General features: G+C 67.0%; 17 protein-coding genes. 11 read left to right on the top strand and 6 right to left on the bottom strand.

Translation table 11 applies throughout. The features are described from left to right. Window positions 1–54: 54 nt before the first annotated feature. Together ruvC and MFF07_RS04435 are read left to right on the top strand one after the other, a co-directional pair. Complete coding sequence (gene ruvC, locus MFF07_RS04440) at window positions 55–621, top strand: crossover junction endodeoxyribonuclease RuvC (RefSeq protein ID WP_147814188.1); 567 nt, start codon at window positions 55–57, stop codon at window positions 619–621. Window positions 622–821: 200 nt separating this feature from the next. Next, window positions 822–1,109: a hypothetical protein gene (locus tag MFF07_RS04435; RefSeq protein WP_147814191.1), complete on the top strand. Its 288-nt coding sequence runs from the start codon at window positions 822–824 to the stop codon at window positions 1,107–1,109. A 75-nt stretch (window positions 1,110–1,184) separates the two neighbouring features. On the opposite strand, the gene MFF07_RS04430 is transcribed toward MFF07_RS04435, so the two are convergent. The 3 genes from MFF07_RS04430 to ubiG all read right to left on the bottom strand — a co-directional run bounded on the left by MFF07_RS04430 (window position 1,185) and on the right by ubiG (window position 3,616). After that, window positions 1,185–2,165 carry an NADPH:quinone oxidoreductase family protein gene (locus MFF07_RS04430; RefSeq protein ID WP_147814193.1) on the bottom strand — a complete coding sequence of 327 codons (981 nt, stop codon included), beginning with the start codon at window positions 2,163–2,165 and terminating at the stop codon, window positions 1,185–1,187. 67 nt (window positions 2,166–2,232) lie between these two features. Then, window positions 2,233–2,805 carry a YbhB/YbcL family Raf kinase inhibitor-like protein gene (locus tag MFF07_RS04425; protein ID WP_238230777.1) on the bottom strand — a complete coding sequence of 191 codons (573 nt, stop codon included), beginning with the start codon at window positions 2,803–2,805 and terminating at the stop codon, window positions 2,233–2,235. A 79-nt stretch (window positions 2,806–2,884) separates the two neighbouring features. Continuing rightward, entirely contained in the window at window positions 2,885–3,616 is a 732-nt protein-coding gene (gene ubiG / locus MFF07_RS04420; RefSeq protein WP_147814197.1) for a bifunctional 2-polyprenyl-6-hydroxyphenol methylase/3-demethylubiquinol 3-O-methyltransferase UbiG, read from the bottom strand. 185 nt (window positions 3,617–3,801) lie between these two features. Between ubiG and MFF07_RS04415 the strand changes: the two genes are divergently transcribed. The 5 genes from MFF07_RS04415 to MFF07_RS04395 all read left to right on the top strand — a co-directional run bounded on the left by MFF07_RS04415 (window position 3,802) and on the right by MFF07_RS04395 (window position 11,145). Next, a complete protein-coding gene (locus tag MFF07_RS04415; protein ID WP_147814199.1) occupies window positions 3,802–5,037 on the top strand; it encodes an aspartate kinase in 1,236 nt (411 codons plus the stop codon). An 87-nt stretch (window positions 5,038–5,124) separates the two neighbouring features. Next, window positions 5,125–7,389 (top strand): phosphoenolpyruvate--protein phosphotransferase, encoded by a 2,265-nt coding sequence (gene ptsP, locus MFF07_RS04410; RefSeq protein WP_147814201.1) that lies wholly within the window; start codon window positions 5,125–5,127, stop codon window positions 7,387–7,389. Window positions 7,390–7,456: 67 nt separating this feature from the next. Continuing rightward, the gene (gene prfA / locus MFF07_RS04405) at window positions 7,457–8,536 is read left to right on the top strand and encodes a peptide chain release factor 1 (protein WP_238230775.1); all 1,080 of its coding nucleotides are present in this window, start codon (window positions 7,457–7,459) and stop codon (window positions 8,534–8,536) included. Window positions 8,537–8,561: 25 nt separating this feature from the next. Next, window positions 8,562–9,470 (top strand): peptide chain release factor N(5)-glutamine methyltransferase, encoded by a 909-nt coding sequence (gene prmC, locus MFF07_RS04400; protein ID WP_147814205.1) that lies wholly within the window; start codon window positions 8,562–8,564, stop codon window positions 9,468–9,470. A 442-nt stretch (window positions 9,471–9,912) separates the two neighbouring features. Continuing rightward, complete coding sequence (locus tag MFF07_RS04395) at window positions 9,913–11,145, top strand: DUF4167 domain-containing protein (RefSeq protein ID WP_147814207.1); 1,233 nt, start codon at window positions 9,913–9,915, stop codon at window positions 11,143–11,145. 79 nt (window positions 11,146–11,224) lie between these two features. On the opposite strand, the gene MFF07_RS04390 is transcribed toward MFF07_RS04395, so the two are convergent. The 3 genes from MFF07_RS04390 to MFF07_RS04380 all read right to left on the bottom strand — a co-directional run bounded on the left by MFF07_RS04390 (window position 11,225) and on the right by MFF07_RS04380 (window position 16,406). Continuing rightward, window positions 11,225–13,021, bottom strand: coding sequence for a flagellin (locus MFF07_RS04390; protein WP_147814209.1), 1,797 nt, complete (start codon window positions 13,019–13,021; stop codon window positions 11,225–11,227). Between the two features lie 11 nt (window positions 13,022–13,032). Continuing rightward, window positions 13,033–14,922, bottom strand: coding sequence for a flagellar hook-associated protein FlgK (gene flgK, locus MFF07_RS04385; RefSeq protein ID WP_238230772.1), 1,890 nt, complete (start codon window positions 14,920–14,922; stop codon window positions 13,033–13,035). Window positions 14,923–15,014: 92 nt separating this feature from the next. Continuing rightward, the gene (locus MFF07_RS04380; RefSeq protein ID WP_147814213.1) at window positions 15,015–16,406 is read right to left on the bottom strand and encodes a flagellar hook protein FlgE; all 1,392 of its coding nucleotides are present in this window, start codon (window positions 16,404–16,406) and stop codon (window positions 15,015–15,017) included. A gap of 254 nt (window positions 16,407–16,660) precedes the next feature. Between MFF07_RS04380 and MFF07_RS04375 the strand changes: the two genes are divergently transcribed. The 4 genes from MFF07_RS04375 (at window position 16,661) to MFF07_RS04360 (ending at window position 19,842) form a co-directional block, all read left to right on the top strand. Further along, window positions 16,661–17,128 (top strand): BLUF domain-containing protein, encoded by a 468-nt coding sequence (locus tag MFF07_RS04375; RefSeq protein ID WP_147814215.1) that lies wholly within the window; start codon window positions 16,661–16,663, stop codon window positions 17,126–17,128. A gap of 29 nt (window positions 17,129–17,157) precedes the next feature. Continuing rightward, window positions 17,158–17,610, top strand: a complete 453-nt coding sequence (locus MFF07_RS04370) for a response regulator (protein WP_238230770.1) — start codon at window positions 17,158–17,160, stop codon at window positions 17,608–17,610. A gap of 242 nt (window positions 17,611–17,852) precedes the next feature. After that, window positions 17,853–18,041, top strand: coding sequence for a hypothetical protein (locus tag MFF07_RS04365; RefSeq protein WP_147814219.1), 189 nt, complete (start codon window positions 17,853–17,855; stop codon window positions 18,039–18,041). A 37-nt stretch (window positions 18,042–18,078) separates the two neighbouring features. Continuing rightward, the gene (locus MFF07_RS04360; RefSeq protein ID WP_238230768.1) at window positions 18,079–19,842 is read left to right on the top strand and encodes a pyrroloquinoline quinone-dependent dehydrogenase; all 1,764 of its coding nucleotides are present in this window, start codon (window positions 18,079–18,081) and stop codon (window positions 19,840–19,842) included. The last annotated feature ends 17 nt before the right edge of the window (window positions 19,843–19,859 follow it).

Here is a 19,859-nt window from a genome sequence, read left to right as displayed (position 1 = left end):
GATATGTGCTGACGACGGGATGCGTCGCTGTCCTTTAGCCACGCCGGAGGCACCATGACGACGGACGTCCGCATCCTCGGCATCGATCCGGGGCTCCGCCGCACCGGCTGGGGGCTCATCACCGCCAGGGGCACCAAGCTCGCCTACCTCGCCTGCGGCGTCGTCACCTCCGACGGCGACCTGCCACTGGCCCTGCGCCTGCGCGAACTGCACGAGGGCATCACCGCCGTCGTCGGCGGCCACGCACCCGACGAGGTGGCCGTGGAGGAGACCTTCGTCAACAAGGATGCGCAGGCGACTCTGAAGCTCGGCCATGCCCGCGCCATCGCCCTGCTGGTGCCGGCTTTGGCCGGGCTGCCGGTCTCGGAATACGCCGCCAACCTGGTGAAGAAGACTGTCTGCGGCTCGGGTCATGCCGAGAAGGTGCAGATCCAGGCGATGGTGCGCTTCCTGTTGCCGAAAGCCGAGTTCAAGGTCGCGGACGCCGCCGACGCGCTCGCCATCGCCATCACCCATGCTAGCCATCGCGGCGCTCACTCGCTGAAAAAGCTGCATGTCGCCGGCCAGGTCCAGGGCCCCGGCGCCGCACGGATCGCGGCGGCGTTGGCCCGCCAGGGTTAGCGACAGATCTGGCAGCGGCTCGGCATGGTCCGGTCGATCGCCCGGAAAGATTCCGGCTCTCCAAACCGGTCGTCGCAAAACAGCCTCCCGATTTCCCGAATAAAGTTTGGGACCTTTTGGGAGTTCGATCGTTGACCGATCAGAAAGCCGCCGGCACTCGGCCGAAACGTGGCTGGTTCAACGTCTCTGGAGTCTCTTGAATGAAGCGCATTCTCCTCATCGCTACTCTCGCCGTGTCGCCGTTCGTTCTCGCCGGCGCCGCTGACGCGCAGGGTACTGTTCGCGGTGCACAGCGCGGCGTCGAAGACGGCAACCGCGCCGCTGGCCCGGTTGGCGGTGTCGTGGGTGGCGCAGTCGGCGCAGCGACCGGCACGGTTGGTGGTGTCCTCGGCATCGACCCCGATGCGCGTGAGGCCCGCGAGGACCGGATGGATCGCGAAGACCGCCGCGACCGCAAGATGATGCGCGGCGAGCGTCCCGCCCGCTAGGATCAACGTTCATTGCGTGATCGACCGCCCTGCAGCTCCGTGCTGCGGGGCGGTTTTCGTTTGTGCGACGGCTGATTATGCGCCGATGCGCACCAACACTTTCCCTCGAACCTCGCGCCGCTTGAGGATGCCGAGCGCTTCGGCATAATCGGCAAGCGGCAGAACGCCGTGGATCCGGGCCTTGAGCCGGCCCTCGGCCGCCCAGGCGAGAAGTTGCTCCTGGTTCGCCCGATGCGCCTCGGGCTCCCGCTCGACGAAGGCGCCCCAGTGCACGCCCTGGACGTCGACGCCCTTCAGCATGACGACGTTGAGCGGAAATTTCGGGATCTCGCCGGCCGCGAAGCCGATGACAAGATAGCGGCCCTTCCACCCGAGGGAACGCAGGGCCGGCTCGGCATTGTCGCCGCCGACCGCGTCGTAGACCACGTCGACGCCGCGTCCCTCGGTGAGGCGCTTCAGGGCCGCCCTGACGTCGTCGGCGACATAATCCACGCAATCGTCGGCGCCGTGTTCGCGGGCCGTGTCCAGCTTATCGGGCGAGGAGGCGCAGGCGATCACGCGCGCTCCCAGGATCTTGCCGATCTCCACCGCCGCGAGGCCGACGCCGCCCGAGGCGCCGAGGACGGCCAATGTCTCCCCCGGCTGGATGCGTGCCCGATCACGCAAGGCATGGAGCGTGGTGCCGTAGGTGATGGTGAGCCCTGCCGCGGTCTCGTCGCTCAAGCCGTCCGGCACGCGCGTAAGATGGCGGGTGTCGACCGCAATGGCCTCCCGGCAAGTGCCGCTGGTGACGTGCACGATGACTCGCTCGCCGACCGCAAATCCCGTGACGCCCTCGCCCAGGGCCGTCACCACGCCGCAGGCCTCGCCGCCCGGCGAGAACGGCAGGGCCGGCTTCACCTGGTAGCGGCCGGCGATGATCAGCGTGTCGAAGAAGTTGAGCGCGGCCACGGTGATCCCCACCACGGCCTCGCCCGGGCCGGGCCGTGGGTCCGGCAGATCCGCGATCGAGAGATCCTCCGGCCCACCGAGCCGGGTGCACAACAGAGCCTTCATCCAGCACTCCCCTTCCGCTGCCCGAATAAGCTGGAGGGGGCGGTCGGCGCGAGAGCAAATCGCGCGGTCACTTCCGTTCGTACACGCCGGTCAGAAGCCCCTTGGCCAGCACCCGGCCCCGCATCGCGTCGAGGATGTCGCCGCGCCCGGGAGAGTGCGGCAGGTCCAGGACGCCGTCGAGGGCATAGACCTGGAACAGGTAGTGGTGCGGCCCGTGGCCTGTCGGTGGGTCCGGCGGCAGCCAGGCGTCGCGCTGGAACGAGTTGCGGCCAAGCTCGTGCCGCTGTCCCTCGGTCCCCCGGCTGGCGAAGTCGCCCTCGGGCAGCGCGGCGTCGTGGGCCCGCTCCTTCCAGGCGATGAGATGCACGAGCGGTCTCGGCATCGGCGCGTCGGGATCCTCGACCATCAGGACCACGCTGCCGGTCCCCGGCGGCAGGCCGCTCCAGGCCAGCGGCGGCGATAGCTTGCCGCCGTCGTCGGTGTAACGAGCGGGGATCGTGCCGCCGTCCGCGAAGGCCTCGCTCGTGACGGTGATGCTCTCCGGCACGTCCGAGAATACGGAGTGGTAGACCGTCTTGCCGAGGCCGGCCTTCACGCGGGACAGGGCCTCGCCGACGGCGTGAGGGATCTTTTCGAGCATTGCGCTTCCTCCACGTTGGCAATCGCATCGCGATCGGTCCTTTTGAGGAGAACGGCCGGGCGACCCGACGGGTCCGTCGTCAGGCCCCGCGCGCGGCCACCATGTAGTTGATCGCCGTATCCCGGCTGCGCCGCCAGCCGCCGCTGAGCGGATCGAACACCACGCCCGCCACGTCGAACACGGATAACCCGCCGGCCACGAGATCGTCGCTGAGCTCGTCGGGCTTCACAAATTTCTCCCAATCGTGCGTGCCCTTGGGCAGCCAGCCGAGCACGTATTCCGCGCCGACGATGGCGAGCGCGTAGGAGCGCAAGGTTCGGTTGAGGGTCGCGGCGAAGAGCAGGCCGCCGGGTTTCATCGCCCGGCAGGCCGTGCGCAGGAAGGCCGGCCGGTCGACCACGTGCTCCACCACCTCCATGGCCAGCACGATGTCGAAGCGTTCGCCGCGCTCCACCACGGCTTCGATGGTCTCGGCACGATAATCGACCGTGACGGTCTCGGCCTCGGCATGCGCCTTGGCGACGGCGATGTTCTTCTCTGCCGGATCGAGCCCAGTCACGCTCGCACCGAGGCGGGCGAGCGGTTCGGACAGCACGCCGCCACCGCAGCCGACATCGACGAGGCTGAGACCTTCCAGCGCGAAGGGCCGGTTTGGCTCGCGGCCGAAATGCCGGCAGGCCTCGTCGCGGATGTAGGCCAAGCGGACGGGGTTGAAGCGATGCAGCACCCGCATCGGTCCGTCCGCATCCCACCACGTCGCCGCCTGCGCATCGAAACGCGCGACCTCCTCCCGATCGACCGACGCCGCCATTCGCTCGACACTCCCTGGCGCCTGCCTGCAATCCAGGGCGGCGGCCATCGCATTGACACCTTCGAGAGGCCCTTGTACCCGCCGGGCGCCTTCCCGGTACAGCCGCCGCGACGATCCGCGGCGACGCGAACCGCTTCGGGCTCCCCGATCCATGGCTCGACACGATTGAGACGACCGGACGCGACATGCCTCGTTTGGTGATGAAATTCGGCGGGACCTCCGTCGCGAACGTCGACCGCATCCGCAACGTGGCCGCCCACGTCGCCCGCGAGGTCGCGGCCGGCTACGAGGTGGCCGTTGTGGTCTCGGCGATGTCGGGCAAGACGAACGAGCTCGTCGCCTGGGTCAAGGACTGCAACGCCCTTTACGACGAGGCCGAGTACGACGCCGTCGTCGCCTCGGGCGAGCAGGTCACCTCGGGTCTCCTCGCCATCGCCCTGCAGAAGGCCGGCATCAAGGCCCGCTCCTGGCAGGGCTGGCAGATCCCCATCGAGACGTCGGAAGCACACGGATCCGCAAGGATCGAGGCGATCGACCCTAAAAACCTCGATGCTGGGTTCGCACGCGGCGAAGTCGCCGTCATCGCCGGCTTCCAGGGCATCCACACCGGCACCGGCCGTCTCGCGACCCTCGGGCGTGGCGGTTCGGATACGAGCGCGGTCGCCATCGCCGCCGCGATCGGCGCGGAGCGCTGCGACATCTACACGGACGTGGATGGCGTCTACACCACCGACCCGCGCATCGTACCGAAGGCGACGCGCATGGAGCGGGTAACCTTCGAGGAGATGCTGGAGATGGCCTCCCTCGGGGCCAAAGTGCTTCAGGTCCGCTCCGTCGAGCTTGCCATGGTCCATCGCGTGCCGACGACGGTGCGCTCCTCCTTCGATCCCCCCGACGCAGCGCGCCCGGGCACCCTCATCTGCGACGAGGACGACATCGTGGAACAGCAGATCATCACCGGGATCGCCTTCTCGAAGGACGAGGCCCAGATCACCCTCCGCTCGGTCAAGGACAGCCCCGGCATCGCCGCGGCGATCTTCGGCCCGCTGGCGGACGCCAACATCAACGTCGACATGATCATCCAGACCGTGTCGGGAGACCAGTCGACCACGGACATGACCTTCACGGTGCCGGCGGCCGACTATCAACGCTCCCGCGCGATCCTCGACGCGCAGCGCGGCATCATCGAGTACGGCCAGATCGAAGGCGCCACCGACGTGGTCAAGGTGTCGGCAATCGGCGTCGGCATGCGCAGCCATGCGGGTGTCGCCGCCAAGGCGTTTCGGGCGCTTGCCGAGAAGGGCATCAACATCCGGGCGATCACCACGTCGGAGATCAAGTTCTCCGTCCTGATCGATGCCGCCTACACGGAGCTTGCCGTTCGCACGCTCCACTCGCTATACGGCCTCGATCAGGCCTGACCGTACTCGCCGCACGCGTGACGTGCTACCGCCTCGGCGGTTGGCACGTTTGGTGGTTGCATCGGCTGAACACGGATTGACGACGAGATGCCCGCTGCGCCCGGAGGCCCGCGCCTGCTTCTGCGCCGGCTCCGCGAAGCCATGGCGGAGCCTGTCAGCGCACAGGCACGCCTCGACCGCATCGTCGTCCTCATCGCCGCGAACGTCATCGCCGAGGTCTGCTCGGTCTATGTGTTGCGCGACGACAACACGCTCGAGCTGTTCGCAACAGAGGGCCTGAACCGCGAGGCGGTCCACATCACGCGGCTGCGGGCCGACGAGGGCCTTGTTGGTCTGATCGCGAACCAGGCCGAGCCGCTCTCGCTCTCCGACGCCCAATCGCACCCGAATTTCTCGTATCGGCCCGAAACCGGGGAAGAGATCTACCACGCCTTCCTCGGCGTACCGCTGCTGCGGGCCGGCAACACGCTCGGCGTCCTCGTCGTCCAGAACAAGACCTACCGGGTCTATTCCGACGAGGAGATCGAGGCCCTCCAGACCACCGCCATGGTGCTGGCGGAGATGATCGCCTCGGGCGAGCTCCAGGCGCTCGCCCCCGGCGCCGGCAGCGCGGCGCGACGGCCTGTGAGCCAGCGCGGCGTGCCGCTTGCCGACGGAATCGGCCTCGGCCACGTCGTGCTGCACGAGCCGCGCATCGTCGTGAAGCGGCTGATCGCCGAGAGCGTCGAGCCCGAGGTCGTGCGCCTGGAAGAGGCGATCGAGGACGTCCGTTCGGCGATCGACGAGTTGGTCGAACGTGGCGACGGCATCGGTTCGAACGAATCGCGCGAAGTCCTCGAAACCGTACGCATGTTCGCCCACGACAAGGGCTGGCTGCGCCGGATGCGCGAGGCGGTGCAGTCGGGTCTCACGGCGGAGGCCGCCGTCGAGCGGGTGCAGTCGGACAACCGCGCGCGGATGATGCGCCAGTCCGATCCGTATCTGCGTGACCGCCTGCACGATCTCGACGACCTCGCCAACCGCCTCCTACGCCGCCTGATCGGCCACGAGGCCGGCGGCGGCACCGGCGCCCTGCCGGAGAACGCGATCCTCGTGGCGCGCTCCATGGGGCCGGCGGCACTTCTCGACTACGACCGGGCGAACCTGCGCGGCGTAGTGCTGGAGGAAGGCGGCCCGACCAGCCACATCGCCATCGTCGCGCGGGCGCTGGGCATTCCCGCGGTTGGCGAGATCGCCAACGCCACGGCGCTCTGCGATTCGGGCGATGCGATCATCGTCGATGGCGGTGCTGGCGAGATCCAGGTGCGGCCCTCGCCGGAAATCGAGTCGGCCTATGCCGAGCAGGCCCGCCTGCGCGCCCGGCGCCAGGAGCAATACCGGGCGCTCCGCGACGTGCCGGCGACGACCCGCGACAAGGTCCGCATCGGGCTGCACCTCAATGCCGGCCTGCTGATCGACCTCAGCCATCTCGCCGAGACCGGCGCGGAAGGCATCGGCCTGTTCCGCACCGAGCTGCAGTTCATGGTTGCCCAGCGGATGCCGTCGGCCGCCGAGCAGCAGACGCTCTACGAGGCGGTCTTCGCCGCCACCGGCGATCTGCCCGTCACCATTCGGACCCTCGACATCGGCGGCGACAAGATCCTGCCGTACATGCCGAGCCTGGAAGAGGAGAATCCGGCTCTCGGCTGGCGCGCGATCCGCATCGGCCTCGACCGCCCTGCCCTGTTGCGGGTGCAGCTGCGCGCGCTGCTCAAGGCGGCCGGCGGGCGGGCCATCAAGATCATGTTCCCGATGGTGGCGACGGTGGAGGAGTTCACCCGCGCCCGCGGCATCGTCGAGCGCGAGAAGGCGCATCTGCGCCGCCACGGCTATCCTCTGCCGACCGATTGCAAGCTCGGTGCAATGGTCGAGGTGCCCTCGCTGCTGTTCCAGATCGACGAGATCGCCCGCGAGGCGGATTTTCTCTCGGTCGGCTCCAACGACCTGATGCAGTTCCTGTTCGCGGTCGACCGCGAGAACCGGCGCGTCGCTGACCGGTTCGATCCCCTCTGCGGCGCGGCGATGCGGGCTTTCCGGCTGATCGCGGACCGCGCCGAGGCCATGGGTTGCCCGGTGACGGTCTGCGGCGAGATCGGTGGACGCCCGCTCGAAGCCATGGCCCTGATCGGCCTCGGCTTCCGCAACTTCTCGATGTCGCCGGCTTCGATCGGGCCGGTGAAGGCGATGGTTCTCTCGATCGAGGCCGAAGAAGTCCGCGCCTTGATCGAGGCCGAACTCGCCAAGGCGACGGACGGCGCTTCGCTCCGGCCCGCGCTCACCGCCTTCGCGAAGGCGAAGGGCGTGCCTATCTAGGCTCTGCCAGTCCAGACGCCGCCAAACGCCATCTTCCGTTCCTTTTCACGCCTAGTCCCGCAGGACGATGACCCCCATTCCCTCCGATCGCCTCGACGCCATCCTGGCGCGGCACGACATCGTCACCGCGATGCTGAGCACCGGCTCGGCCGATGCGGAGAGCTTCGTCGCGCTCTCCCGTGAATTGTCGGGCCTCGACGGCGTCGTCGCTTCGATCCAGGCCTATCGGGCCGCGATCGACAACCTCTCCGGCATCGAGACGCTGATCGCCGGAGGCGATGCCGAGATGCGCGCGCTCGCCGCCGACGAGAAGCCCGAGGCCGAAGAGGCGCTGGAGAAGGCGCATCGCGGCCTCCAACTCATTCTGCTGCCGAAGGACGCGGCCGACGAGAAGAGCGCGATCCTCGAAATCCGCGCCGGCACCGGCGGCGACGAGGCGGCCCTCTTCGCCGGCGACCTGTTCGAGATGTACGCAAAGTATGCCGAGGCCAAGGGCTGGCGCGTCGAGGTGATCTCGCAGAGCGAGGGCACCATGGGCGGCTATCGCGAAATCTTCGCCGAGGTGAACGGACGCGGCGTGTTCTCCCGCCTCAAGTTCGAGAGCGGCGCGCACCGCGTTCAGCGCGTGCCGGAGACCGAGACGCAAGGCCGCATCCACACCTCGGCGGCCACCGTCGCGGTACTGCCGGAGGCCGAGGAGGTCGATATCGTCATCAACGATTCCGACCTGAAGATCGACACCATGCGGGCACAGGGCGCTGGCGGCCAGCACGTCAACAAGACGGAATCGGCGATCCGCATCACCCACCTGCCCACGGGGATAGTGGTGTTCGTCCAGGAAGAGCGCTCGCAGCACAAGAACCGCGCGCGCGCCATGTCGTTGCTGCGTGCAAAACTCTACGACGCGGAGCGGACCGCCAAGGATTCGGTCCGCGCTGCCGATCGCAAGGCCCAGGTCGGCTCCGGCGACCGTTCGGAGCGCATCCGCACGTACAACTTTCCGCAGGCGCGGGTGACCGACCACCGCATCAACCTCACGCTGTACAAGCTCGAAGAGATCATGGCCGGCACGGCGCTGGACGAAGTCATCGACGCGCTCGTCACGGAGCATCAGGCCGAATTGCTCGCGGCCGAAGGCATGGCGTGACGCACGCGCCGCCGCGGCATCGACCATGAGCATTCCCATCGAGCCGAGCCGCTCCCGCGTCGAGGCACTCCGCCGGATGGCCCAGGCGCTCGAGCAGGCGGGAATTGCCGAAGCGCGCGGCGACGCTCGCTTCCTGTTCCTCCACATTCTCCGTCTGACCTCGACCGACTTGGCCCTACGCGGCCACGTGCCGGTCGGACAGGAGGAAGCGAATGCCCTCACGGAAGCGCTCGCGCGAAGGCTCGCAGGGGAACCGGTGGCCCGGATCCTCGGCGAATGGGAGTTTCGCGGGCTGACCTTCGCCTTGTCACCCGGGACGCTGGTGCCGCGACCGGATACGGAAACGCTCGTCGATACCGCCCTGCGGCTGGGCACCGTGCCCTCCCCGACCATCCTCGATCTCGGCACCGGCTCGGGCTGCATCCTGATCGCATTGCTCTGCGCATGGCCGAGCGCGCGCGGCATCGGCATCGACCGATCGGCGGACGCCCTCGCCACCGCGCGAAAAAATGCCGAGCGCAACGGCGTCGGCTACCGCGCCGCCTTCCTACGCGGAGACTGGTGCGCGGCCGTTTGCGGGCCCTTCGACCTCATCGTGTCGAACCCGCCTTACATCGCTAGTGGCGTGATCCCGACGCTCGCCGAGGAGGTGCGCCGATACGATCCCGCGGAGGCGCTGGACGGCGGCGCCGACGGACTCGACGCCTTTCGGGCGATCATCGATGGTATCGCCGCGCGGCCGGGGCTGCTCGTGATGGACGGTGCCCTCCTACTAGAGATCGGCCACGATCAGGCCGAGGCCGTCGCCGGGCTCGGTCGCGACGCGGGCTTCCACGTAGGGGGGATCGATTGCGATCTCGCCGGTCATGCGCGCGTCGTCACGCTTCGGCCACCGTTCGACGCCACGTCAGCCAACAACAAAGTCGTGCGATGATTGCATCGGCATGAAAAAATGCTTGTTGCGGAGACGATCAGCCATTACGTTCAGGGTGTAGATCGTGAACGGCCCGTTAAGACGGGCTGCGGTAGGATCGGGTTCGGTCAGCATCGCCTTCGGTTCGGACGATCGCCCCACCATCGAGCGGACGCGCACTCGGCATCACAGCCAAGCTGGCCGCCAAGCACGATGGCATCGAACCTGACAGTCGAAGGTCAACCCGCAAGCGCGCCTTGGTGCGAGCACGGGCTCCGATCGGACAAGACGACGGCACGCACGACGTGAAAGATCACGGATCGACCTGCGAGGCATCCCGCAGCGAGCATTGTGCTCGGTTGCGGACGGCCCGCACGCGCCGCCGGTCCACCTCTGTCAGAGATAATTTTCGCTGCGAGTGAAGGGTCAATCGAGGCCGATGAGACCAAACCAGAACAGACGGATGCGCGGCCGAAACCGGCCCAAGGGTCCCAATCCGCTGACCCGGTCCTACGAGTCCAACGGACCTGACATCAAGGTCCGCGGCACCGCCCAGCACATCGCAGACAAATATGCGCAATTGGCCCGCGACGCCCTCGCGAGCGGGGATCCCGTGGCTGCGGAGAACTACTTCCAGCACGGCGAGCACTACTTCCGCATCATCACCGGCGCCCAGGAGCCGAACCGTCCGCAGGCCTCGCAGGGCTATGCCCGCAATGGCTTCGACGACGAGGAAGAGGGCGATGAGGACGGCGCCGATCAGGGCCGCCAGGGCTACGGTGGCGATGATTACGGCGACGCGGCCCAGCAGCCGCAGCCTTTCGAGCGCCAGGATTATGAATCGCGGCAGCAGAATCGCGGCAACGATCGTCCGGATCAAAACCGTCAGGACCGGAGCCAGGGCCAGGATCGCAACGACCGGCCCAACCGCTTTCAGAACCGGAACGATCGTCCGCAGCGTTTCGACAACAATCGCCAGGACTACAACCGCGGCGAGTTCCGTCAGGACCAGCCAAGGCAGGATCAATCCAGGCAAGACCAGCCTCGCCAGGATTACGGGCGGCAGGATCAGGGTCGCTCCGAACAGAGCCGCCAGGATTACGGGCGTCAGGACTATTCGCGCCAGGACGCCGCCCGGCATGATCCGTCACATCAGGATCAGCCCCGCCAAGATCAGCCGCGGCAAGATCAGCCTCGACAGGACCAGCCGCGCTACGAGAACGGCCGCGGCAACTTCAATCGCCAGGACGGTGGCCGCCCGGACCGCACCCGGCAGGAATTCAGCCGCTCGGAGCCTGTACGTCAGGACGCCGTTCGTCAGGAACCGGTTCGCGAAGACGCCCCCCGCCAGGACGTTCCCCGGCAAGAGGCGAGTCGCGACGAGGCGCCCGCTCCCCGCAGCGCGCAGCCCCGTCGCGAGCGCCGCAACCGCGAGGAGGCTCCTCGCCACGCCGTCGACGAAACGTCGGCCCTGCCCGCCTTCCTGATGACGGCGACGCGCAATCCGACCCCGGTACCCGAGACGAATGCCGAGCCGACTCGATCCACCCCCGAGCCGGCGGCAACCCCGCAGCACGAGGCGACCGGTGACGATTCAGCACCTGCGCCGAAGCCCCGTCGGCGCCGCACGCGCTACAAGGCCGGTGAAGAGGGTGCCGCCCCCGAAAAGACCGAGGCAAGCGATATCGGCGAGTAGTCGCCGAAGTCGGGCCCGAACGATCGAGAGCCGCCCCCTCAGGGCGGCTCTTTTCGTTTCGGACCGGTTTTGTTGAGGTCTACGAGAGGTAGTTCACCAGCGAGAGCTTCGAGAGCATCGAGGTGACCTGATAGCTGGCCTGCAGCTGCGTCTGCAGCGTCAACAGCTTCGCGGCGACCTCCTCGGTGGAGACCGTCTCGACACCCTCGAGGGAATCCTGAAGCGCCGTCTTGGTGGATTGCGCTTGGGCCTTGGCGTCGGCCATGCTGTTCGACGCGACACCGAATTCACCCACGAGATCGGCGACATCGGTCTTGCCGTCTGCGGGCGTCACCAGGGTTTTCGCCCGATCTGCGGTGGCCTGGAAGAGCGCTACGTTCTGTGTGCCGGTCGAATCCGTGAAACCGCCGGCAGCAAGCGCTGCGAAAGCGGCGAGCGTCTCGCGCAGCGGAGCCTCGTTGGCCCGGGCACCGATCGAGACGTTTCTGTCTGCACCGACCTGGACGCTGGCAGTCGCGCGCGGATCAGTTGCCGCATCGTCGCCGGTGTACCAGATGACCGTGCTCTTGCTCGCTGTCTCGGCATAGCCACTGCCATCCGCTGCCATCCGTCGCGGCGCGAGACCCGGCGAGGACGAGCCGTCGAAGAAGTTCTCCGAGGCCCGTATCGCCGAACTCGCGGCGAGTGCTGTGCCGCCTGCTTGCTTCAGGGCATTCGATACCGCCACCGAGAGGTTGGCAGCCGTGTCTGCCGGCGTAGCGCCGATGGCGAAATTCGTCGCGGAGGTGGAATCCGCGGTCGCTGCTGCAGTCAGAGTGATGCTCTGGGTCGTCCCATCGCGCATCCCGACCTTGAGGGTCAATGTGTCTCCGGCGACGGGCGTGCCGGCGGAGAGCGACAGAGCGGCCGGACTGCCTCCGCCGAAGGCGGCCGAAATCCCGGGCGGGCTGGCGCTCTGAACGCTTGCGATGGACGCGGTGCCGAGCAGGGCCTTGAGGTTGGCGGCCGTGTCGGCCGGCGTCGCGCCGATAGCGAAACTGTCGCTCGAGCCCGGCAGCGCCGTGGTACGGGCCGAGAGGTCGAGGATCTTCTGGCTGCCGTCGGCTTGCAGCACTGCGACACGGACACGATCGCCGTCGCTCGGCTGGCTCGCGAAGGCGAGATCGACGTTCGCAGCGGTTCCGGCCGTCAGGGTCGCCGATACGCCGGCAGAATTGGAACTGACGGCCGAGACGAGCGAAAAGCCGAGATTTGCGCGCGCCTTGGCACTGGCATCTTCCGTGAGCAGGACCGTCGATCCGGTCTGGGTCTGCGTAAGCCGGCCATTGCCGTCCGCTCCGAGATCGGCGTTCTTCTGCTCGGCGATCAAGGTCTCGAGACCGGCGAGGCCGGTGGAGGGGTCACCTTTCAGCATGATGTCGGACGAGATCACCGGCGCGGTGTCAGTGCTGCGGCCACCAAAGATATACTTGTCCGCCACCGACTGGTTCAGGGCGTCGAGAGCGGCATCGAGGTTCGAGCGTGCCAGCGTGGTGCTCGTGGTAACGCCGGTGCCAGTGGTCGAGAGGGAGGCCGAGGCCAGGCTGGTCCGCAACTTGTCGCCGAGCGTCTTGACCTGCGTCAGGCTCGTGGCGGCTAAGGTCACCCGCGTAGTCGAGCTGGCGATGGCCGCGGTATAGCCGTCGAGGGCGCTGATCGTGGCATGGGCGCTGAGGCTCGACGTGCGCGCCGAGCCGAGGCCACCATAGGTTTCGGCGGCGCGGCCGCTGGCGAGCTGCGTCGTCAGCCCGTCGAGACGGCTCTTGAGACCGGCAAGGCTCGCGGCGGTACGGTCGGCGGCGTAGCTGCCGGCAGCGAAGGTATTGATCGAGGTCATGGAGCTGCGCCTCAAATCCTGAGAAGCGTGTCGATCATGTCGCGGGCGGCGGTGAGCACCCGGGCATTGGCGGTGTAGGCAGTCTGGAGTTCGATGAGCTTCGACATCTCTTCGTCGATGTTGACGCCGGACTGAGTCGAGAACCGACCCTGCGCCGTGGCCAAGGCTACGCTCTGGCCCTCATCGAGATTTTGCGCCGAGGCGGCCGCAGCCCCTTGAGAGGCGATGATCGACTGCGCGAAACCGCTCACTGTGGAAGTCGTCGGCGCGTTGACGCCGCCTATGCCGCTCGACGACGAAAAGGTCCGCTGGGTGCCGGTCAGCGCAGTGTACAGCGCCTGCGGCCGCGTCGAATCGCTCGATGCGGCCGTTCCCGATGTGGCGACGAGGGTGGCAGTCGTGGTCGCAACGTTCGGGTTGACGGCGATGCGCTGCGCGAACCCGGTCAGCTGGGATCCGCCATCGAAGGAGCCGGTAAAGAGCCCGTTGTTGCGGCCGGAATCCACGAAGAGCGCCAATTGGGCGCTACCACTCTGCGTGTCGGTCGGCGACGTGGCCTGGGTCACGCTGGCGCTTGCCGCGAGCAGGGTCGGCGAGCCGCCGCCGTTCGAGAGGATGCGGACGGTGCCTGATGTGCTGCCTCCGGCGCCTGAGACGCTGAAGCTCGAACCGAGCGCGGTAGAGATCGCGGCCACGATCGTGGCGGGATCCCGCGACGCAGACGAGGCCGGGATCGTGAACGGCACGACGGTGGCGCCGGAATCGTCCGTGGCGGACGCGGCGGCGGTGGCCGGCGGCGTCAGGTAGGACGGCATCAAGATCAGGTTGCGCTGGATGCCCGAAGCATCCTTGACGGTCAGCGTGATGCCGTTGCCGGCGCTGAGACCGTTAAGGTCGATGTCGAAACCGGATCGGGTGCCATCGGTCGCCGCGGTTCCGGAGGCGAGGTTGTCCGACATCGAACGCGACAGGCCGGCGGCGAGATCGTCGAGCTGGCGCTGAGCCTGGGGCAGTACCGTGTCGCGCTGCTCCAAGGCTGCGGCGATGGAGCCCGAGCGGATCGCCCCGGAGGCGACGAGGTCGATGGACGCGCCGCCCGGGATGACAGCCGTGATGGTACCGACGCCGCGCTTGGAGGAATCCGTTGAGTAGGTCGCATTCGGCGAGAGCGTGCCCCGGCTATCGAAGGACAGCTTCGTGGCGTTGCTGCGATCCACGAGGGTGACCCCGGTCGTGGTGAAGACGGAGACCGAACCGTCGCTTTGCCCCACCGTCTGCACATCCATCAGCGCGGACAACGCGTTGATGGCTTGGTCGCGCCGGTCGAGGAGGTCTGCTTTGCTGGCACCGTCTCCGGCCGACTGCACCCGCGTGTTGAGATCGGCGATGGAGGTCAGCAGGGTGCCCGCCTGGGCGGTATCCTGCGAGAGTTGCGATTCCATCGCGGTGCGCAGGTCCTGCACGCTGTTCGCGACGCTGCCGATCTTGGCGGCGAGGCTGGACGCGGCGGTGACGGCACCGCTGCGCGCCGCCGAGGCGCTCGGATTCGCGGCGAGCGTCTGGAGCGAGGAGGCGAACCCGTTCACCAGCCCGTCGAGGGCGTTCGAGGAGCCCGGCGTTCCGTAGAGTTTATCGACCTGGGTGAGCACGGCCGCGTTCAGCGCCGTATAGGCGGCACCGGAAGTTTCGAGCCGGAGTTGCTTCAGCGCCGCCGCATCGAGAGTTCGACCGACGGTTCCGGTGGCGACGCCGGAGTTGCCGGGCCCGGTCGTGACGGAATCGAGCGTGCGCTTGATGTAACCGACCGTGCCCGCATTCGCGACGTTCTGCGAGACGATCCCGATCTGAGCCTGTGTCAGGCGCAGGCCCGCAGTCGCGGTGTTCAGGGCATTGATCGACACCTGAGGCTCCTTCGAAACATTGCCCGATGCCGCGTCTCGCCGGTTGCCCGGTCGAGAGCCGCATCAGCGTAAAGTCTGGATCTTCGCCCTGCTCAGCGGATGATGTTCATGAGATCGGACATCATCGTCTGCGCCGTCGACATGACGCGCGTGTTCGCAGAGTAGGCCTGCTGGGTTACGATCATCTTCGAGAATTCGCTGGCAATGTCGGTATTCGACTGCTCGATGTTGCCGCCGACCACCGTCGTCCCCTTGAGCCCGGCAATGGGTTCGCCGGAAGAGGACGTCTGCTGGTAGTTGCCGAGGGAATCGGGCCGCAGCCCGTCGTCGTTGGTGAAATTCACCACGTCGACGCTGGCGAGCGCGACCGTCGTCCCGTTCGAGTAGGTGCCCATGATCTTGCCGTCCTCGGTCACCTCGACCGTGTTCAGCGTGCCCGAGGCGTAGCCGTTCTGCTGGAGCGTATTGGTCGTGACGCGGCCCGTGGTCGAGGCGTATTCCGTCAGGCCGCCGGTGCCGTAGTTCAGGCTGACATTGCCGACCGAAGCACCATCCACCGTGAGGTTGGAAATGGTGACCGCCGTCGTCGTCGGCGAAGTGAGCTGCCCGCTCGCATTGAAGGCGAAGGCCTGCCCGACATTGGTCCAACTGGTGTTGCTGCCGGTGACGCTGCTCTTGTCCGCGTAGAACAGGTTCCAGGTGTCGCTCGTCGCGGGTGTCGTCGTGGAATCGGCGTTCTGCACCTTGGCCCAGCGCGTTTGCAGACTGACTGGCGATCCAGCCGCGGTGTAGGCGGTGAGCGAGGGGCCGGCGATGCTGCTGTCGATGAAGCTCTGCGAGTTCGTGGAGGACACCGTTCCGGTTCCGGTGCCGCTGGTGATGCGCGCATCCGAGCCGTCGGCGAAGGCGCCGAGGAGTTCCGAGCCCGCCGTCGTGGTGGTGTTGGTGGTGGTCGGGGTCTTCGGAAGGTTCGCCGAATAGCTGATCGACGTGGTGGCCTTGGCCGGCAGGATCGAGTTGGAGATCTTGATCGGGCCGGTCGACGTCGTCGTGCCCGTGATCGGATCGAGCGTCTGACCGGTGAGGTAGGAACCGGCGCCGTTGGCGAGGAAGCCGTCCTTGTCCGGGGCGAAGTCGCCACGCCGCGTATAGAGATTGTTGCCGGAGAAGGATGTCGTGCCAGCGGCATCGGTGCTCTTCTTCTGGACGACGAAGAAGCCCTGGCCGTTCAGCGCCATGTTGGTGGCGACGCCGGTGGAGGAGACGTTGCCCTGGATGGTGTTGGTGAGCTGCGAATAGGCTCCGACGCTGCCGGCGACCTCGCGCCGCGGCGTCTGCTCGGCGATCAGGTCGACGAAGCTCGTGTCGATGCGCTTGTAGCCCGTGGTCTGGGAGTTCGCGATGTTGCCCGAGATGTTGTCGAGGGCATAGGACTGCGCCTTGAGTCCCGAGACTGCCGTCTGCAACGCGGTGAAAACGTCCATGACCGATACCCCGTGCGCCGCCGATGCGGCCCAATCCTCGGGATGGACCGGCGCAACCCCCGTGCCAGCGTCAAGTCTTTGAAATCGTTGAGCCCAGCCTAGAAAGACCCTGCAGAGTCCGGCCCGGTGCGACGCCTTGCCCGGCAAGTCTTGCCGAGCGGCCCCGGCGTTTACGCGGCGTTATCGACAGATCTCCTAGGATATCGGGAGCGTGCCCGAAACGATGGGCAAGACGACGGAAGCCTGACGATCCCATGCGGCCCAAGCGGACGAGCCTCGTCAACCTGATCTACTTCTCGCGGCTCAATCTCGCCGCCGATGCGCCGACCCGCGCCCGCCAGATCAGCGAGATCACCAAGCACGCGCAGAAAAAGAACGAATTCGCGGTGATCACGAGCTTCCTGATCGTCGAGGGCAACTTCGCCGTCCAGATCATCGAGGGCGAACGCATGTCGGTGAACGAAACCTTTCAGCGCATCTCGGCGGATGCACGCCATCGCGACGTGAAGATCGTGGAATGGCGTGAAATCAACAAACGCGCCTTCGTGACCTCGTTCACCACCGGCGTACGCGGCGGCGCGAGCGAGACCCACTTCACCAAGGCCGGCCTGCTGCCGATGCTCCAGCGCGGGACGCCGAAGGCCAGCACGATTCACAATCTCGCAACGACGCTCCAGCAAGACACGATGTCGAAGCAGGGCATCGACCATCTTTTCGTCTGACCTCCAGGATGGAATCCACAGACAACGCCATGAGCGACACCCCCGCGATCCTGATCGTCGACGATCAGCCGAAGCTGCTGCGGCTCGTCGTCGAGTTGATGACGCGTCTGGGTTTTCCCGAGGTCGATGGTGTCTCGGACACCGTCGAGGCGCTGGAGCGCATGCGCGCGCGGAAATACGCTCTGGTCATCTGCGATCTCGACTTGGAGCCGACGGACGGGTTGACGCTGCTGCGCGAGATTCGCGCCGACAACGCGCTGATGAACACGCCCTTCATCCTGACCGAGGCGACCTTCGACTTCGAAGACGTCAACCTCGCGCATCTCGCCGGCGCCGACGCCTTCCTGTTGAAGCCGTTCGATATCCCGCTGCTGAAGACGAAGCTGAAGCAGGTTCTCAATCGCCGTCCGCGCCGCCGCGAGACCCCGATGCCGATGGAATCGACGCTGAGCCAGGATTTCCCACTGCTCGGGAAGCTCTGACCAGCGGCGTCGATGATGGGATTGGGCGTCGGATCATACGACCCCAGGCCGCAAGACGATCCTCGCGAAGGTAGCGAAGGAACCCGAAGCCGTTTCAGCTTATTGGCGAATGTCGCCCCCGTGGTCGACTCACTACGCTCGCGACACGGACTTGAATCGAAGTCATCCAATCGTCGGCTGCGCAGCGCTGAGCCATCATCGTCAGAACGGTTATGATCGTCCGCAGCCTGACGTGAGAAGGCTTGGCGAAGGCGACTTCCGCCGAAAACCGCATCGGCATCCTTGGCGGTCTTCATCACGGCGGCGATCGTCAGAGTGCTCTTCAAGCGCTCGCCGACGTCCAACGCGACCGAACGGATGCTTGGATTCGCACGCATATCGCGAAAAAGGCGGAAGGCCGGCCCTTCGACAGCGGCAGCAGCATCCCTTAACAGCGGCGCAAAGAGACTTCACGGAGGATCCGGCCGCATGTCTCACCATGCAAGATCGTTCGCACTCGCGCTGGCCCTCGCCTTGGTCTCCCTCCCTACTCGGGCAGAAGACTGGCCGGTGTTCGGAGGCGATCACTCCAATCGCCACGCCTCGGCATTGGACGCGATCAACCGCGATACCGTTGGCAGGCTTCGACCCGCCTGGATCTTCCAGACCGGCACCACGGGCTACTTCCAGGCCGAACCGGTGATCGTTGACGGCACGATGTACGTCTCGGCAACCGGCAACCACGTCGCCGCGCTCGAGGCGAAGTCCGGCCGGGTGCTGTGGACCTATACGCACAAGGCCCGCACTGAAAAGATCTTCGGGCCACCCTCGAATCGCGGCGTCGCAGTGTCCGGCGGTCTCGTCTACGAGGCGACGATGGACGGGCGCGTCATCGCGCTCGACGCCAAGACCGGCAAGCTCGTCTGGGACATCGAGGCCGTGCGGCCCGAGGAGGGCGAGACCGAGACGGCCTCGGGGCTCGCGGCGCAGCTCGGCGACAAGGCGGTGCAGGGATCGAGCCGCCTCGGCTTCAAGATGCCACCGCTGGTCGCAGAGGGCCTCGTCATCGTCGGCGTTACCGGCGCGGGCTACGGCCTGCATGTCGAGGACGACAAGGGTGGCCTCGACGGCGGCTCGGTGGTGGGCATCGAGGGCGGCTACGGCCGCCGCGGCTGGCTCGCGGCCTATGACGCCACGACCGGCGAGGAGCGCTGGCGCTGGTACGTGACCAAGCAGGACGGCTGGGAGGGCGGCTACGTCGATAAGACCACCGACGGCCTGCCGCTCCACCGCGATATCCCCGCCGAGAAGGCTGCGGCGGACAAGAACCGCGAGGCCTGGAAGGTCGGCGGCGGCTCGCTCTGGATGACCCCGGCCTATGACCGCGATCTCGGCCTGATCTATTTCGGCACCGGCAATCCGGCCCCGCAGAATTTCGGCCTGACCCGGCCGGGCGACAACCTTTACACGATGAGTCTCGTCGCCCTCGACGTGAAGACGGGAGGGCTGCGCTGGTACTTCCAGCAGGTGCCGCACGAGACCTGGGGCTACGACGTCGCCAGCCCGCCCTTCCTGCTCGATTACCCGACCGACAAGGGGCCGGTGAAGGCCGTGGCCGAGGCGAGCAAGCTCGGCTGGATCTACGTCCACGACCGTAAGGACGGGCGGCTGCTTGCCAAATCCGCGCCGCTGATCACCCAGAGGAACCTGTTCGTTCCGCCGAGCCAGGAGGGCACGGTGGTCAGCCCGGGGCCGCTCGGCGCCGTATCGTGGCACCCGGTTTCCTACGACGCGAAGACCGGGCTGGCCTTCGTCCAGGTTCGGCACGGCGCTGCGACCTACACGGTGAAGACCGTACCTGCGGCGAACGGTCGGCCGGAGATCCGCTACACCGAGACCGGTGAGGCCAAAGGCGAGCCGGCCTTCAGCACGCTGACGGCGGTCGACTTGTCGAAGGGCGGTGCGGTGGCCTGGAGCGCCAAGGCCGGCAGCCGACTCTCTGGTGGCACGCTCGCCACCGCCGGCGGAATCGTCTTCTCCGGCGAGGAAGACGGGCATCTCGATGCGCACGACACGGCCACCGGCAAGCTGCTCTGGCGCTTCCAGTGCGGCGCCGGCATCGGTGGGCCGCCGGTGACCTATTCGATCGACGGGAAGCAGTACGTGGCGGTGGCCGCAGGCGGGGCTTCGTTCACGAAAGGCTCGGGGTTTGGTACCGGCGACGCCCTGGTGGTGTTCGCGCTTCCGGAGTGAACGGCGCTCGAAGCATT

Origin of the sequence: Methylobacterium thuringiense (assembly GCF_022179645.1) — a bacterium.
GTDB lineage: Bacteria > Pseudomonadota > Alphaproteobacteria > Rhizobiales > Beijerinckiaceae > Methylobacterium > Methylobacterium thuringiense.
This window is presented reverse-complemented; position numbering and strand designations above follow the sequence as displayed.